This is a genomic window from Mesorhizobium sp. C395A (assembly GCF_030323205.1).
GTDB lineage: Bacteria > Pseudomonadota > Alphaproteobacteria > Rhizobiales > Rhizobiaceae > Mesorhizobium.
In genome coordinates this window covers 4,646,412-4,663,132 of sequence record NZ_CP100473.1, presented here as the reverse complement: position 1 = coordinate 4,663,132, position 16,721 = coordinate 4,646,412, and the positions used below count along the sequence as shown (strand labels likewise).

The 16,721-nt window shown below is 58.7% G+C and carries 9 protein-coding genes; 2 read left to right on the top strand and 7 right to left on the bottom strand.

Annotated elements, in window-relative coordinates; genetic code table 11:
- Positions 1-883: 883 nt before the first annotated feature.
- The 7 genes from NLY37_RS22720 to NLY37_RS22690 all read right to left on the bottom strand — a co-directional run bounded on the left by NLY37_RS22720 (position 884) and on the right by NLY37_RS22690 (position 12,723).
- Positions 884-1,888 (bottom strand): ABC transporter substrate-binding protein, encoded by a 1,005-nt coding sequence (locus tag NLY37_RS22720; RefSeq protein ID WP_081731694.1) that lies wholly within the window; start codon positions 1,886-1,888, stop codon positions 884-886.
- The gene (locus NLY37_RS22715; RefSeq protein ID WP_286440321.1) at positions 1,885-4,656 is read right to left on the bottom strand and encodes an MFS transporter; all 2,772 of its coding nucleotides are present in this window, start codon (positions 4,654-4,656) and stop codon (positions 1,885-1,887) included. Before NLY37_RS22715 ends, NLY37_RS22720 begins: the two co-directional genes overlap by 4 nt.
- Before the next feature lie 563 nt (positions 4,657-5,219).
- Positions 5,220-5,825, bottom strand: a complete 606-nt coding sequence (locus NLY37_RS22710) for a hypothetical protein (RefSeq protein ID WP_023742064.1) — start codon at positions 5,823-5,825, stop codon at positions 5,220-5,222.
- Positions 5,826-6,763: 938 nt separating this feature from the next.
- A complete protein-coding gene (locus NLY37_RS22705; protein WP_023742065.1) occupies positions 6,764-8,485 on the bottom strand; it encodes an adenylate/guanylate cyclase domain-containing protein in 1,722 nt (573 codons plus the stop codon).
- A gap of 565 nt (positions 8,486-9,050) precedes the next feature.
- Positions 9,051-10,514: a hypothetical protein gene (locus tag NLY37_RS22700; protein WP_023742066.1), complete on the bottom strand. Its 1,464-nt coding sequence runs from the start codon at positions 10,512-10,514 to the stop codon at positions 9,051-9,053.
- Between the two features lie 209 nt (positions 10,515-10,723).
- Complete coding sequence (locus NLY37_RS22695) at positions 10,724-11,182, bottom strand: hypothetical protein (RefSeq protein ID WP_031246247.1); 459 nt, start codon at positions 11,180-11,182, stop codon at positions 10,724-10,726.
- A gap of 287 nt (positions 11,183-11,469) precedes the next feature.
- Positions 11,470-12,723 (bottom strand): YcaO-like family protein, encoded by a 1,254-nt coding sequence (locus NLY37_RS22690; RefSeq protein ID WP_023742068.1) that lies wholly within the window; start codon positions 12,721-12,723, stop codon positions 11,470-11,472.
- A gap of 72 nt (positions 12,724-12,795) precedes the next feature.
- On the opposite strand from NLY37_RS22690, the gene NLY37_RS22685 reads away from it, so the two are divergent.
- Positions 12,796-15,282 carry an adenylate/guanylate cyclase domain-containing protein gene (locus NLY37_RS22685; RefSeq protein WP_198024947.1) on the top strand — a complete coding sequence of 829 codons (2,487 nt, stop codon included), beginning with the start codon at positions 12,796-12,798 and terminating at the stop codon, positions 15,280-15,282.
- 484 nt (positions 15,283-15,766) lie between these two features.
- Positions 15,767-16,711, top strand: a complete 945-nt coding sequence (locus NLY37_RS22680; RefSeq protein ID WP_023742070.1) for a hypothetical protein — start codon at positions 15,767-15,769, stop codon at positions 16,709-16,711.
- Positions 16,712-16,721 lie beyond the last annotated feature (10 nt).

The following is a 16,721-nucleotide window of genomic DNA, read 5'->3' as shown; positions in this document are numbered from 1 at the left end:
GGTGACACTGTCGGCGGACAGCGTCGAGACAGGCGCCAGGCAGGACCATCGCCATCACCGAGCTGGAAGCGATTCGGCTTGCTCGCTCAGGGCGACCTTGGGACGCGTTCACCCTGATCGTCACGGCAACGCACACCGTCGGTTCTGCGCCCCGCGGCGCCGACAGTGCCCCGCCCACAGAAGCCGAGTTTGCACACCGTCGCCCGACGGTCGCGTCACGGACAGTGCAGACAGCGGGGCGAGCGTCGCGCAGGCGACGCTGGGGATTGCATCCCACGACCGGCACGCGTTGCGACGCGTGCGTGCCGACCCGCCCATTGTAGTCGAGAGGGCGGAAGCCCAGCGGTTCAGCTAGAGGCCCGGTCCGGCCGGTCCGACATAGAAGCAATTCTTCCTCTTACTACTCTTCTTCTCAGCTCTCTACGACGTCTTCTCTGCACCGCGATAGAATAAGAAAAATGGTCGGACCGGGCGGACCGACTCTTTTTTCGCCAGCTACCGAACGACTACCTAGGCGAGCGCTATCGCAACGGGTAATGCCCGGCACCGCACCGAAGTAGGTCTTGGACACGGATGATGCCGAAGGCGGTGCCGCATATGACCGCTTTGCGCACCACCTCGGTCATTAAAGTTAACTGTGCCACTGCCTTTAAGCGGACATTGCCGGCGACCGCGCTGGGCGTCGCGGTGCGGCGATAGTCGCTTCGCGTCTGGGCAGTTTAGAATGGCGTTCCGCAAAGACCCCAGGGGCCACTTTGCGGTGCGTGGGACTTTTTCAACACTATCCGCCATTTGCCGACATTCATCGTGTTACAGAATCGAACGTGCGCCAAAGCGACCCGGTTCCCTTCGCCCCGCTGCTTGCCCTGGTTTTGTCGTAACGTTACTCCACCTTCTCAACGAATTGCAGGAACTCGACAGGTGGAAACAAGTTGAGTTTCTTAGCTACCTTCATGTTAACCAGATAGGCGAACTTCTCCATGGCGACGACAGGCATGTCGCCAGGCTTGGCACCCTCCGCCAGGATCTTGGCCACCTGCTCGCCGGCCAGCTTGCCGACGTCGTAGTCGCGGGCGGCCACCGACATCAGCGCCCGGGATTCGCTGACCAGATGCTCATAGGGGCTGAGCACCGGTAGACCATTTGCCACGGCAGCATCGGTGAAGACGTCCGCATTCTTTTCAAGGAAGGTGCTCGAGCCCAAGTAGACGAATTGCACGCCGGCCGCCTTCAGCTGAGCGACAGCCTGGGGGAGCTTGGCTGGATCCGGAGTTCCATCGGCAAGCGCCGGCAGGGGCAATGCGTCGAATTTGAACTTCATCTTTTCCGACAAAGCCGTCAGTTCCTCCGTCTTTTTCACCGAGTTGGGCTCACTGCGGTCGAACAGGAGGCCGAGATGATCGAAGCTCGGCAGGTAGCGCTTGATGCTCTTAATGTTGACGCTTTCGGGAACTCGGTTTCGGGTACCGGTCACATTGGCGCGGCCAGTCTTTTCGTAGCTTTCGATGATACCCGCACCGATCGGATCGGCTACCACGGTGAACACCACGGGGATGTCATTGAGAAGATCGCTGTTCTGCTGGTCTTTCAACGTGCCGACCATGCCTAGAGTAGTCTTGGTGCCCCAGGTGACCACCACGTCAGCCTTGCGGTCGCGTGCATCCTTGACAAAGTCGGGCAGCTTGCTCTTGTCCTGTGCCGCATCGTCGACGACGAAGCTGACATCAATTTTCTTTTCTTCAAGCGAGTCCTTGAGGCCCTTGCAGACATCCTCGCAGCCCAGCCACGTTATCATCACAACGGTCTTCTCCGCCGCCTCGACCCGAGGCGGAAGAACGAGGCAAGAAGCTAGCGCGGCCCCGGCCAACATAGGGTATGTCAATTTCATGCTTTCCTCCCTGCGATGATCGGCAAGCTGTGGCTTGCCACGTGGTAGATGAGATACGAGCCAACCCCGGCCAGCACCAAGATGGCGATGAAGCCCATTGCGGCGGAATAGCCAAAACTGCCAGCGACGCCGGCGATCGCGACAAGGCCCACAACGCTGCCAATTCGGTCCATGACCCTGACAGCGCCAAGGACCCTTTCCGAACCGATATGGGCCAGCCTTCCTTCCGCAAGTTCCATCACCGTGGCCGTCTGCGGCCCGCTCACCAGGCCGTAGCCAAGGCCGGTGCCGATTGCGGCAACGACCATTGTCCAGCCGTTGGTAACTGCCGCTGCTGCGAGCAGCGTCACTCCGCCAAGCAATGCTCCGGCGACAGTGATGCCCACTGCCGAGATCCTGCCGGCAGGCAGTCGCCCATACAGTGACCCTGACAGGATCACCATCAGAAAGTAGATCATCATCAGGCGTCCGGTATCGGCCGTGGAGGCGCCCAACGCGTTCATCTGCAGCGACAGGAGATAGGAGATGAAGACCTGATCGAGGATCGTTTGGGGCAAGATAATGCCAAACAGCAGGGTCGCGAACTGGCCATCAGCAATTGTTCCAAGCAACTGCCGCAGCTTAGAGCGGCCGCCCCGCTCGGTGAGCGCCGAAACGTGGGTGGGGCCAGGGAGCATGCGCAAGATCATCGCTGCGGAGATAACGATCAAGACGGCACAAACCAGAAATACGCTGCGCTCGCCCAGACGGTCGGCAACCACGCCCCCCAGTGCCGTTCCAGCATAGAAGCCGCCAAACATCGCCACGTGGAACAGCCCTAGCGCTTGGGCCCGCTGTTCCTTTGGGGCAGCGTCGATCACGTAGTCCTGGCAAGAGAGTGAAGCAAAAGCATAGCCAATGCCGCTGAACACACAGAAAAAGATAATTTCGAGCACATTGGTGGAAATGAAGAACCCGAAATTCGAGAGGGCCGCTGGGATGGAAGCAAACAGGAACAGGTTGCGGTGCCCGAAGCGTTTCGCCAGCGGACGCGCATAGGGCGAACCGAAGACAATGGCTGTGAGATAGGCGGCGAGCGGCAAACTGATAACGATGCCTGGGTTGAGCCAAGTCAGCGGATTGTCGGCATCCCGGACATAAAGCGAAAAGAACGACAGTGGAAATGAGTCAGCCGCGGCGATGAGGAAAAGCGGAAGTCGCACATCGCCTAGACTGCAAAATCTCATGATGAGCGGCCGGCCAGCCGGGATAATGAAGTCCGGTTCCAGTTGCACGGCACGGGTGCCCTTGGGTAGCTCCTGGGCGGCTGCCATCATTGCCGCAAGCCGCTCAGCCCGCAAGGAAAGGGCTTGGCCCAGCCTATCGACGGCGCTAATCCCGCTCACCAGGATGCGGTGGGAGAAATCGCCGGCCGCCTGCAGCTTCAGGATGTAGTCGAGGCGGGTCAACGGTCCGGTTAGCGAGTGATTGGTCATCAAGGAGACCAGTTCAACCGCCAACAGGATTGTCACCAGCGTCACCACCAGGAGGTCGAGAATCAGATCGCGGAATTCACGCGAAAGGTATCCCGCGTTCTTGATTACGACGACATTGGCCACCAGCTTGTTGTCGACGACGATCGGTACGACGGTCCCTGCCTGTAGCATCACCGACGTCGTGGTGGACGGGCGGGTGCCCATCTCCAAAATGGGTCGGTTGGTGACCAGCGCGAAGTAGGAAATTTCTGGAAAGTCGCGAAGCAGGGACGAGAAGAATTCGCGTCCACCGACCATCATATCGAGTGGCACACCCGCCTTTAGCGTGCGGGCAATAGCATCATTGGCAATGCTGCCAATAAGCCTCGTGCGCTTGTCGAGTTCGGGAGCAAAGGACTCATCGATGCTGCGGTAGGCGACAGTGCCGAGCGATACGGTAATCCCCAGCACCAGGACGGCTATGAGCGCCGTAAGCCGTCGCGACACCGTGACAGCCATGGGGCTATCGGGAACCGAGATGACGTCGGCACCCTGTGGCCACGCAGGTGGAGCTTCCGCGCGCTCTGCTCCAATAAGCGCAGCAAGTTTTGTCGTTGCCAAACGGTATTTTGCGGTGCCTGCGGCGAGCGTCGCTCGAAAATCGGCAAAGTCGCCGGCAGTCAAAGTGCTGTCGTCTTCGGCATGGCTGGCGATGTCGTCGAGGGTGCGGATGGCCGAACGCAGACGATAGCGCAATGCGGCGTAAGCTAGGGTCGAGAATCCGGTCAGAAGCGCCAGCGCGGACAGCCAAATTTGCGAACTGATAAGGCGATTGTGGGTCCGCAATTCGTTCATCGGGTAGATAACTGCCAATGCAGCGGCCCGCTCGTCGTTCTCGTCCTTTATGGTGGCACCGCTGATCAGCGCGGTCGCAGTCTCAAGACCCCACTGGCTGTTGGAGCCCTCTTCCATCGCGCGACCCATTTGGCGCCCGCTAAATGGAACAGCAGCATCCGGCACAGAAAGGATAACTCCGCCGGCTGCATCAAGCAGAACAATGTTGGAAATCGTGGGGTCGGTCTGCCAAGCCCGGTTCAGCAGCTCTTGGGCATTGCGCACCGTCGCCACCGTGAGACCAAGTTCCGAGACTGACCGGAAGGGGGCGGCGGTTGCCGCTGCAATGACCGAAAGTCGTTGCCGCACAAGCTGCGAATACACCGCCTCGTTCTGTAGCTTAACCAGCACCGCTAAGATGGTAACCACAATTGCCAGAACAACCGTCAACGCCAGCCAAACGCGCACCAGAAATGTCATTTGTGCCCCTGCCGTTATCGCGGCCCTATGGCGGTTAACTATCCCTCGATTACTTCGTCGTGATGTCGTCTTGCTCGCTTTCGAGGCGGCGGGGATCGCCTCCAGGATTACTACTAGATGTTTGCCAGCTCGGCGCCCACGCGCCAGCGATCAAATGCGAAATCGATCTCATCCCCAAGCTAGTTAACCATTAGCACGCCCTCCATTAGGAAGACAGCGAAGGGCTGGTTGCAAACCAGGGACCTTGGCCCCGTTCCGGAAGCAAACGTCCGCATTGGGTCGATACTGTTGAAAAGTCCGCGTCGCGGCTACCTACGGCATTTGCGTAGCGTGGCGTTCCGAAAAGCACCGGCGCTGCACTCAAGGCGCTCAGATGCAGAGCCATAGGGCAAGCGATCGATCGGACCGCCGTAGCGGGCGCGGAACCGTGGGATAGGAGTCAGGATCCACTTTTCACCGACGACTCGGGCAGGTGCCCCTGGAACTGCAAGCATTGCGTGCGGCGCTTCCCGCTACCTGCGCATGAGGACAGATTGAAGGGCCTGCCAAAACCCTCCTCCCAACTAGGAGGCCGCCGACGAGTAACCGAGATCCGGAAAATTTAGTGGTTCTTCTTGTGCGCTCCACATCCCCCTCGTGCGTAGCTCGCGGATCGCCTTTCCGTATTCAAGCCAAAGGTACTCTATGATGTTCCAGCGAAGCGCTTCTGGACGGATCAAAGGCAAGCCTGCTTTCTGGCGGAGCGCTCGCGCGGCCTGCCAGGCTCTGAGACCCAGCTCGCAGCGAAGACGGCGGGCCTGCCAAACACTTAGTTCGTCTTCGTTGGAGGTCGCCGCCGTCATTCCAGTGGCAATTGTAACTTCCATTCGAATTCCAGCCGCCTGAGATGCAGGAATGGCGGGTAATATCCCCCAGTGCACATCAAGTGGCCACGCGTTGAGCGCAGGGATGGCCACTTTCTCATTAACAGGTCTCGCTTCGTGGCTCATGAAAGTGAAAGTCGCGCACGCGTAGGCATAATCTTCCAGATGTGTAGCAACAAGCAGTACCGAGACCAATTTTGTCTCAATGCGCTCTCGCTTTTTTTGGAAAATGTTCACCCCGGCCGTTACGACTGCTGCCAGGAGAGCTGGACCGATGAAGAGTCCCAATTCGCTCACAGTGAGCATTGTCGCAAATCCTTAGCCGTTTATACGCAAATTGAACCACCCATTCAGATCGCGGTCGGTCTCTCGGCAGAATTGCATTGCTCCCCCTCCAGACCGTAAATAGGCGGCATGCTGCAGGCATAAAACAAAAGATCGCTATTACTCGCCGGCTCCGCCCCTCGCGTGCTCGAAGCCGCGGCAAGCTGCCGGAACTAGAATACACATCGTAGAGGAGCCCGTCGACACTCGAACACAACGCCCATACGAGATCATTCGGAGCCTTCGCCCGGTGGCGCCCGCCTCGTGCACCGCCCGAGGAAACGAACCGGGAGAACGCCAGCTTGGCGAGGTCGCCCATAGCTTGCTTTGTACAGCGAGCCTCCCTTTCAGGCATTCGTTAATCAGCATTCCTGCCTTCTGATCCGTTCGCGGTGCGCGTTTTGCCCGATCTAAACCTCTACTACGGGCTCAAGGCGCCTGATCATCAAGTGCGGGACCCCAGAGGAAATGGGCCGCACTCGGCGGCTACACCTGCAGCGTCCGTGCTGAAGCCGGACGAGTTCCAGAACGCCACGCCATACGCTCGACGCGCTGGCTGCCGACTGGAACGCGATCTTCAAGAAAGCGGCCGCCAGTAGCACGTCGTGGCAAGCTAGGTGGACGAACGAGTGGTGGTTCATCGCGTTTCGCTGTTCTGGCGGCAGGCGGACTGGCGTCCATCTCGTCGCGATTGCCGCGTTCAGGAGTCGCGCTGAGCCTCCCCCAGGTCTATGTTGACCGGGAGGGCCATGGCCGGTAAAAAAGCGCGGCCTGCTCCCCCGACGCTCCCCGAATACCGGTCCAGTGCCGGCAAGACGCCAGGATCAACGGGCTTTGCGGCCAATCACCCTAACCCTTACAGGGGTAAGCTGGGCAAATGGGGGGCGCCGAGACAGCCGTTCGAACAGCGGTGGCCCGCTTCACGCCGCTAGACCGGCCTTCCGCAATCCGTTGAACAGCGGATCGCCCGCTTCCCTGTGCGCATACGGGCTCATCGCGACGACATCTCGCAAAGAGAGGTTTGGCTTGAGTTTCCGTCCCATCGCTAAGGCGTGGGCAGCCTCGGATGCATGGCCAAGTTGGGCGTGGGCGGCGGCAAGCTGAAGCCAGGCGCCGTATTCCTTCTGTGCGATATTGCCGAGGGCGGCGATCGCTTCGTCGTATCTCTCTAGGTCGATCAAGATCCCACCGCGAATCCACCAGAACCAATTCGGTGAAAATTTGCTCCTCTGCAGCGCATCGTCGATCTCGATCAACGCCTGTTCTGGCTGGCCGGCAAATCGCATCCCTTCCGCCCGGTCGGCGCGTATCTCCGCGTCAGCGGGATTGAGATCGACGGCGCGGTTGAAGTGCATGCTCGCACGTTCGTGCTGTCCCAGCCAGAGCGCGACCATCGCGTTGGCCTGCTGGACGGCCGCATCGTTGCTGTCCAGTTCCAAGGCCCTTTGCGCGGCAAGGCGGGCCTCTTCCAGAGTCGATGAATCGGCATCGGCCCAGTAGCTGCCGAGGTGCCCGATTGCGAGCCAGGCATGAGCCTGGGCAAATCCCGGATCGATGGAAATTGCACGAGCGAAGAAGGGTGCAGCTTCCCTGTCGCTGGCCCGGCGGGCGACTTCTCTACCTCGCATGAAGAAGTCGTAGGCGGTCCAGCTCGACGTGGGCTTCTTGCGCAGTTGCGCTACGGCGGTGCTCATCATATGCCCTTCGAGCGTCGCAACTATCGCCGAGACGACCTCATCCTGCACCGCGAAAATGTCGTGTGTTTCGCGGTCAAATCGTTCAGCCCAGACGTGGTTGCCAGTGTCGGCGTCGATCAGCTGCACGGTTATGCGTATCCGCTCGCCCGTTTTCCTCACGCTACCTTCGACAACAAAGTTCACACCGAGATCGCGCGCAGCCCGCACGGCTAGGCCTTTGCCGCCAAGCTGAAACGAGGCATGACGAGCGGCTACGGAAAGGTTCTTGAATCGGGACAGCTCGGTAATGATGTCCTCGGTGATGCCGTCTGACAGGTATTTCTGGCCGGGATCGCCACTGAGGTTGTCCAGCGGCAGGATGGCTATCGACGGCTTGTTGGAAACGGGTGAGATCGTCTGGGTTGCCATTGGCTCGACGCTAGGTCCGCAATGATAGACGCGGACCGGCGTGCTGATATTCTTGAGCTGTCGTTCGCCCGCGTCCTCGAAGGCGGCGTCGACCTTGCCTCGTACCTCGTCGTGAACCTTGCCGGAAATGCATATGCCACCGGGCTCCGCCAGCGTCTCGAGCCGCGCGGCGATGTTGACGCCCTCCCCATAGATGTCGGCGCCTTCGCCGATGACGTCCCCCAGATTGATACCTATGCGGAGCACAATGCGGCGCCGATCGGGCAAGTCCGTATTGGCTTCCGACATCTTTCGTTGCAGCTCAATCGCCGCGCTCACCGCGTTTACCGCGCTGGCGAATTCGATGAGCACGCCGTCGCCCATGAGCTTGACGATGCGGCCACCCCTTGCGCGCACCATGGGCTGCAGGATCAAGGTCCGGCGGTCTTTGAGCGTGGCCAGCGTGCCTGCTTCATCGGACTCCATCAGCCGCGAGTATCCGACCACGTCGGCGACGACAATGGCGGCCAATCGGCGGGTGAAGCTTTCTTTGACCAATTTGGGCAGACCTCCGACAACCGGCTGTGCGGATGGTATTTGCGCCCCTCCGAGAAGTCCATTCGCGAGGGAATCGGGCCGGCGCCAGGCACGGTGGCGACCTTGCAATGGTCCATATCCAGAGGCGGCGGCCGAGCGAGAGCTCATCGGTCCGGCCGGTCCGGTCTCTAATCAATTCTGATCCTATCTAACTCTCACTTCGGTCTCTGACCTTGGATCGCGATTAGAATTGGAAATGGCCGGACCGCCCGGACCGGGCTCTCGCTTGGGAGCCAGCAATCGCGCATGACAGCCGCACGCGACGTGGGTTCGTCTGATCGCGCGCGCGACTGGCAGATTTGTCTGCCCGCGCCGGAAGCAGTTTGCAAAGGCCCCGACTAGCTGCCACACCCGTGGCGCCGGCTTGGCGAGATCAAAGAGTTTATCCGCCCTGACCACAAATAGCCGGGGCGGCGCGTGGACGAGCCGCCCCTGGCGGCTGGGCCTCGGGGCGCCACCCGACCGCCTCGGGGAGCATCGGCAAAAACATCTAGCGGCCCGGGGGGTGCAATGGAGTGATCCACTGCTAGTGCGTGCGGCGGTAACGGACGAAGTAACCCTCCTTTTCGAGATCAATACTCGTCAACCTATCGACCAACGAACGGAATCGGTTATCCGTTTCTTGGCCGTCTAACGACGTTTTCTTCTCGATCAGCGCGGTGAGCAACTCTGCCAACTCATTCCGCAAGACAAGCTCCTCCTCGAAACCGGGCTCCGGCAACTTTGGCTCAGTGCAAAGCATTTCATATAGCTTTTGCCGCCTCCATGGCAGGTTCCATTCCCGGAGCGCCGGAGAGGTGTTCCCATTTTCGTCGATATGAACGAAACCGAGGCTGTTGGGCCATCTAATCTCCCTACCGGCGACGTGTCCCACCGTCTTGCCATTCGAAAACGCGTGGCAACCCCCGCACGTAATCGCTCCCGCCCTTGCCAGGGCCTCGTCTGATGAGACGCCTTTCGATGAAAGGCCCAACTGGGAAAGTGCCGCGTCAATTCTCGGCTTGAGCCCTGAGGCTTCCAACTCAGGATCGTCCTCGGAGTTCGAGGATATGCTCTGAAATTCGTTGAACCGGTTGTCGATTGCGGCACCAAAATCGTTCAACAGACCAAGCATGTAGGCCGTTATCGCCGAATCGTCGCCCGGCGCGGGCGATGATGTTAGCTCGGGACTGAAGAGTTGATGCAGGTTCTGATCAACAAAGGCCCGCTGATAGTCTATGCGTTGATGCTCCTGCGCTTTCCCGTTTATCGCGCCTTTACTGTCATCGCGGTAAAACTCTGCCAAGGCATTGTTCTTCACGGTTTCGATTCGGAAGGCCGAGCCGGAGGTCTTGGAAGGAGGCACAATCTTCCATTCACGCAACTGCCAGTGCTCTGCGCCGTTAAGGTTAGCATTGCCGCGAACTTGCCCGTCCGGTATGCCGTAGTTCTTGGCCAGCACCGTCGCGACAAAGCCGGATCCTAAACCTTCGTAGTAAAATTTTTCAAGATCGGCCGCCATTTGCTCTTCGGATTTCCCAGACAGACCGCTCCAGAATTCGGCAACCGGCATGCAGCCGGCAATCCCGCGCTCGCGTTCAGGATTGGGTAGCACTGCCTCAAAGTTGAGGAAGAAGCGCCCCCACCCTCCTGTCCGCAACCGGTACTTCATCGCGTACACGATCCGGTATTCGCCGCAGTTCGCCCCGTCGCGCGGGGCGCGGTCGAAGCGATTGACCAGAGCGACGGGTTGTAGCCCGGAACTGGCATCCAAGAGCATATAAGCGCTCGGGATATCGTTATTGCGCCGCTTTTCGATGGCCATGGGCAGCATACTGTCGGGGTTGTTCTGCTGGTCAATGTCGTAAGTGTCGAGGAGAGTTTGCACGAAGCCGATGCGATTGGCATCTGGGTCAACTTTGAGGCTCGCCAGAATGGAATCGATGGTGTGGGCGAAACTAAAATCGGTCTTCGAGAATAAGTTTGGCCAATCGAGCAATGTCACGATCAAGGATTGTGTTATGACGATCTGATCTAAGCTCGCAGGGCATTGTCTTGCGCGAGCAACCGTTTCAGAAGAGAGACTACCAACCAATAGCGCGACCAATGCGCCGGCAATACTGCTCCGCCTTCTCATCGGCCCACCTTCGATGACCAGGTCAAAGGCTCCACAACGGCGGAAGTTGCACCAGCGTGCCGCTTGCGGCGCTGGCGCACGTGCTATCTGCAACGTGTGAGAAGCATTAACCCGAAGAGGAAGTTTCTTGCCTTGACCGGATCTTTCTCGTCTTTGACGATCTCAACAATCGCGGTGACGTATTTATCCAGGTAGGCGATCTTTGGGATCTCAACCCCGCTTGTCCATTGCTTAGGCAGCGAGATGTTGTGCTTGGACTTTGAACCCTTCTTCTGTAAGTCTTCCACTATCTCAACCAGACAATTGTCATGGTCGATAGGTTCCTCGCCTCCACCAATCAAAAGGTGAGTAACAACGCATTTTAAACCGTTCGAATCGTTGCCCGCATGTTGTTGCACCAGATCAGCCCGGTCATCGTCTTGAGCGCCGACAAACGCCTTAAAGTTGCCATTGTTTAAGATCGCGTTCAGGGCGAAATTGGAATATCCATCCTTGCTCGGGCGAGTTGGATCGCCGTTGTCCTTAATGTATAGCCGTGCCATAAACGTGCCTCCCAGCCTAGCCTTCCATTCTATGCGCCGGATCAAGGGATCTCGCAAGTGAGACGATGTGGGAGTCCCCCTTGGGCTGGACCACGAGGACCTAAATTGCATTATGAACCGATCGGTCCGGCCGGCTCGGGTCGCAACTAGCCCTTCCACGTGGTCGACTCGCCTAGAACAAAGAAATGGTCGGACGGCCCGGACCGCCCCTTGTTAGGTGTCTGCCGCAGCCATCCGCCAAACGCGTTCGGATAGCGGACCGACCGCTCACGGCTGCCGCTAAAAGACTAAATCAAAAGCAGCGGCTGGTCTGCTGGCGAATCGGCGTCATAGCTTAAATCGCGGCTATCGCGGGCAAGGAGACGGGCTTTTGCGAACCGTGGCCTGTAGTGACAAAGGCGGGTCGATATAGCGCGAAAGACGGGAATGCCGAATTCCGCTCGTGTCATTTCGGCAAACCACAAATCGATTCCACTGTGCGCCAAGGCGTTAAGTACGTCTGACAGCCCTTGCTCAACCGCAGGAGGAGATCGATTTGGCGCGACATGTTGGACCGAGGCCATTTTCAGAGGCCGCGTTACCATTGAGACTTTCTCTCGCCATCGCTGCCAATTTCCAACGTTGTTACCAAGCGTACGCCCAGCCGCGAGCGAAATCTCCATCTGAAGCATTTCCGTCAAGGCGGCTGCAGCTGCTGATTGTTGGCTTTGGCCAGCAGAAAACCCCAGCGAGACATCCTTGCCGTCCGGTTCTGCAGAAGCGGCAGCCACCACCGGGATATTGATATCTGAGGTAATATCGAAGAGCCAAGTTCGGCGTCCGCGATTCAACAGCCAGTCGACAAGCGTTTCGATGCCCAAAAGGCAGCACAAATCAATGGTCTGGCGCTGCCTTCTGCCATACCACCACCTGCCGGTCGCATCCCTCTCGACCAGCTCCAAGATAGCCGCAAGCTTCGCAGCGTCTGCGGTAGTCCCTGCTGCGCAACCACTGCTATCGCCGACGGCCATCGCGTCCTCATCGCCAGCCTCTCGCCGTCCAATAAAGGCGAAGTCTGCCGGTATGAACGCCTCATCGCCGCCAAATGCATTCTCAACCCTAAGCCAATCCAGCACCGCAGATTGATGCCTGATCCGCGGTCGCCAATCGAAGCCGTTATTTTCCTTGTTCCACACAGCGCGGGCGGCGATTTGATCGGGACTGAAGCCGTTCAGGCTTTCAGGAGCGATTGCCGCCGATCCGATCTCGTCGACTGTGGCGGTGATCAACGGCTCGTCACCCCACGAACAGCAACTGAAGAGTTCGGCTGCCTCGCCAAGGCAACTCGCCCGGCAATCGTCGATACTCAATCCTCGGCCGCTCGCCAGCCGACCCGTTTCGGGCATTGCCGCGCGCGGTGCTGCGGGCATTTGCAACAGAGCATCCTTAGGGATTGCGATGGCGAAATGAGCCGGAACATCCGCCACAGGCAGGTCAATCACGTCGAACAACTCGTCCACCCTGGCGAGTTCGCTGGAGCCGTCAATGAAAGCATTCGCCATCACTTCGTTGTACCGTCGACTAAGCGCGCATTGGGGAGCAGAATAACACATTCGAGGGGCATGGGCGCGACTATGCAAGCGAGATCGGAGCGAGCGACCCTTAATTCAATCCTGTTTGCGGACCTGGCTCAGTATAGCCGGCTAACCGCCGCCGATGAACTTGGAACGCTGGATCTCGTTTCGCAGTGTTTCCAACTCTTCCAAACCCATTGCGAGGAATTCGGTGCCGAGTTCATCAAGACGACAGGCGACGGGGTCCTGATACTGTTCGACGGTGTATCGAACGCCATCGACTACGCAATTTTCATTCAGGGTTGCCTGGCTGACCTACTGGACAGGAGAGCGTTCCACAGTCGATTCCGGATCGGATTGCATATTGGAGAGGTTCATCGCCGTGACGGCGACGTATTCGGCCATGCGATAAACGTGGCCGCCCGGGTGCAGGCCATGGCCGAGTCAGGCGGTGTGTGTGTGACCCAGGACGTCTATTGGGCCGCCCGCAACACTGGGCGCTGGCGTTTTCGATTCGCCGGTCGGCCCGCTTTGAAGAACATGCCAGAGCCGCTGACGCTCTACAACGTGGTTGCCTCCAACCTCGCGGATGTCCCGGATAACAGCCATCAGCGACTGATTTCGGTTATCGATGGGCTTGGCCTTTACCGGGAAGATGGCGAAGCAATCGCATTGCGTTCCCCGAAAGTGCAGGCCCTGATCGGATATCTCGCACTGTCCAGTAATTTTCAGGAGGTGTATGACCGGTTGGCTACCTTGATCTGGCCAGAACGAAGTCCGGTAGCCGCGCGGCGTGCGATGGCGAATTGCCTGCAGATCGCTGAAAGATCAATTGCGGGCAATTCGGCGGCAGGAATTCTCAGGCGCGGAAATATTATCGGGTTGAGCCCGTCGCGCATAACCGTCGATGCTGTTCGCATGTTGAAGGATCTTGGAGAGGGCAAGATCGACGAGCTGCTGCTCAGACGATCGGACTGGCCCGATGCTATCCTGTTTGGCCTGGAAGACACCAGCGACCTGTTCAGCGCCTGGCTGAGCGTCACCAGGCACAACTGGCGTGACCACGCATTGGAGGCCTTGGAGGCCATGCTGGAACGCTTCGAGATACGCGAACCTGCAATGCGCAGGGCAGCAAATGCCCTCTTGGTGCTTGAGCCCAGCCATGAGCGCGCTGCGCGCTGCCTCATCCGCCACCATGCGGAACTGCAGAATGTCGCCGCCGCAATGCGCGTCTACGAAAATCTTCGCGACCTTCTGCGCGAACGATATCAGTTGCTGCCGAGCATGGAGACGACGGCTTTGGCCGAGGCCCTCAAGGGTCCGGAGCCGCTATTGTCGAGGAGAAAGAAACCACCTCGGCCGAGCGGACCCGCGCCAACGCTTGCGGTTGCAAAATTTGAGGCTCGAACAAAAAAACTCTCTCTTTTGGTCTGGGGATTCCGCTCCGAACTAATCGCCAATCTGTCCAAATTTCGGGAGTTCACAGTCATCGAGCTGAAAGATACTGCGATCGAAAGCCCCGACACGGACTACCTCCTGGCAGCCCAATGCGTGGACAACCAGGACGACATGCAGTTGATCGTCTCGGTAAGCGATCCCAACACGAACCAGGTCATTTGGAGCGATTCGTTTCGTTTTTCGCTCGGAAGCTGGCTCGCTTTGCAGAAGCAGCTTGTCGGAAGGATTGCTTCCACATTGGAAGTTTACCTTTCGCATGACCGGCTGTCGCGCCAGGTCAGGGGCCTACCGCAAAATCTCAATATCTATGATGCCTGGTTGCGCGGCGAGGACTTGCTGACTCGCTGGACGCCAGATGCCGAAGACGAAGCCCAACGGCTGTTCGAAGGCGCGATCGCTGCTGACCCGAACTTCGCCCCTGCCTACGCAAGTTTGGCCAGCATCCACAATGCGAGACAATTCATCCGGCCGGGCATTGCTGCCGATCCTTCCATAACGGAGAGGGCTGCCGAGCTGGCGCAACGCGCCGTGGCGCTCGATCCCCTGGATGCACGCAATCATTTGGTCGTCGCCTGGTCGACAGCCATGACCCGACACTTCGAACAGTCGGAAGTGCACTACGAACTGGCCGCCGAACTCAACCCCAACAGTCCGAAGACCCTGGTGTCGGCGGCTTTGGGCATGGCGTTCATGGGCCGCGTCGATTCTGCGTCGCGTCTGCTGGAGCGTGCAATGGATCTGACATCCATGTTTTTGGATTATCAGTGGTCGCACATCGCGGTAATCCGCTATTTTGCCGGAGACTTCGAAGGCGCAATCGAAGCGGCCGATCAGTCCAGAAACGCAATAGTCGACACCGCCGGTTGGAAGACGGCCGCCCTCTGCAGGCTGGGCAGAACAGACGAAGCTCGCGCGGCTCTGATGCAATTGGAGCAGTCTATTGCCGCAGCCTGGGCAGGACCTGCAGCACCGAGTCTGAAGGACATCTTGGACTGGTTTCTTGGCGCCTTCCCAATCAAGCGCGACGACGACCGGCGTGACCTGGCACGGCTATACCTGGTAGATGTGCACATGCACAAGCTCCCTTGATCCATCAGCCGCACTAGGCCGTCGAAACCGGTGGCAGCGTTTTTGACCCGGGACGGGGAGGCTTGCCGGAATGAGAAGCCTATACTCTGAGCTCTCGATAAGAGCGCACGTAGTTTCCGCGCTTTATGGTCTCAACGGTCATCGGGCGATCACACTAGTACCGAAACTTGGCCGGCGCTCCCCCTGCGCGCCCCGGAGCGGCTTCCGGCCCAACGGGACCGGGCCTACCGCGCGGCTTTGCAGGCCGGCACCCTAACCTTTGATAGAGTATGCTGCCGCAATTGCCCGCTGCTTAGAAACTTCTACTGTCCGACCGGACAGCCCAGTAACCGCTTTCAACGGTGCCTTGGGCAGTTGCCACTGGAACTGCAAGCATGGCCGGCAGAGGCGGCGATCGGCGCCCGATGCGGCCGGCGCTCTCTCGCCACGCGCGCGTTGATGGCAGATCTGTGGGAAGACCCTCGCGAGATACGTGCCAGCGACAATGAAGAGAATAGCTTCTAGTGTCGATATTCGCCGAATAATCCTCAACGAAATCGAGATAGCCCCTTTGCTCTCCAACTTAACCAGAACGAAGCTGTTTCGTGGTTCGGCATCGTATTTTCCGCTGCTGGACCAGATCTTGCCGCGGGCGCTGAAGCATCGCTATTCGTTCCTCGACGATGATTGGTTTCGGGATCAGGTCGATGCTGGGAACCTTTCTCTCGCTGAGATAAACCACTTCATAGCGCTTGATCTGCTGGAGAAGTCCCATCTTGCCGCCGTGACGGCGCTGATCCGGATCATGCGCTGGGCTGATGCCCTCTGCCACATGCATGACGCCGCAAATTACCTCGGATTCGCGGGTGCGTTGCGCGGCCTTGTAGAAAATGGAGGTGACAGCGTTGATGGACTACTCAACGTCGCCGGCACGCTCGCCGAGCGTCACCGCACTCTATCCCGCATGCTTGGTGGACAATTCGGTACTGAACTTGTTGATTGCTCCGCCGTCGAGCATGCGCTCGATCACTATATCCATGCGGGTTGGACAGGGAGGAAGCCCCAGAGCAACCCGGCGTTCACTGCTAAGGCGAACGTCGACTACGTCCGTTTGGTCGAGAAGGCGCTTCCTGGGGCTGTGTCCCTCTACCACCGGCTCTGCGCTATCGTTCATCCATCGAGTGCTTCGATCGAGTGGTTGTTCGAATTCGATGAGGAAGGAGACCACCGGATGACGCTGGCTGCAAACGACGCGGCCGAAATCGCCGCGCTGTGCGAGGAGTTTCCAGACGTAGCCAACGTTACCATTCAGTTGACATGCAATGCCGCCCTGATGACGCTGCGTGTGCTGCACAAATTTCCGCTGCACCCCCAGATTCCAGAACTTAAAAAACTGGGCTGGAGCCAAGTCAAATTTGCCCGCGAGATCGAGCAGCAACTGCGCTCCTGATCATATATCG

Coding starts and splice junctions, on each gene's coding strand:
- NLY37_RS22715 (WP_286440321.1), bottom strand. CDS start 4,656: ATGACATTTCTGGTGCGCGTTTGGCTGGCGTTGACGGTTGTTCTGGCA.
- NLY37_RS22685 (WP_198024947.1), top strand. CDS start 12,796: ATGCAAGCGAGATCGGAGCGAGCGACCCTTAATTCAATCCTGTTTGCG.
- NLY37_RS22710 (WP_023742064.1), bottom strand. CDS start 5,825: ATGCTCACTGTGAGCGAATTGGGACTCTTCATCGGTCCAGCTCTCCTG.
- NLY37_RS22690 (WP_023742068.1), bottom strand. CDS start 12,723: ATGGCGAATGCTTTCATTGACGGCTCCAGCGAACTCGCCAGGGTGGAC.
- NLY37_RS22720 (WP_081731694.1), bottom strand. CDS start 1,888: ATGAAATTGACATACCCTATGTTGGCCGGGGCCGCGCTAGCTTCTTGC.
- NLY37_RS22680 (WP_023742070.1), top strand. CDS start 15,767: ATGAAGAGAATAGCTTCTAGTGTCGATATTCGCCGAATAATCCTCAAC.
- NLY37_RS22695 (WP_031246247.1), bottom strand. CDS start 11,182: ATGGCACGGCTATACATTAAGGACAACGGCGATCCAACTCGCCCGAGC.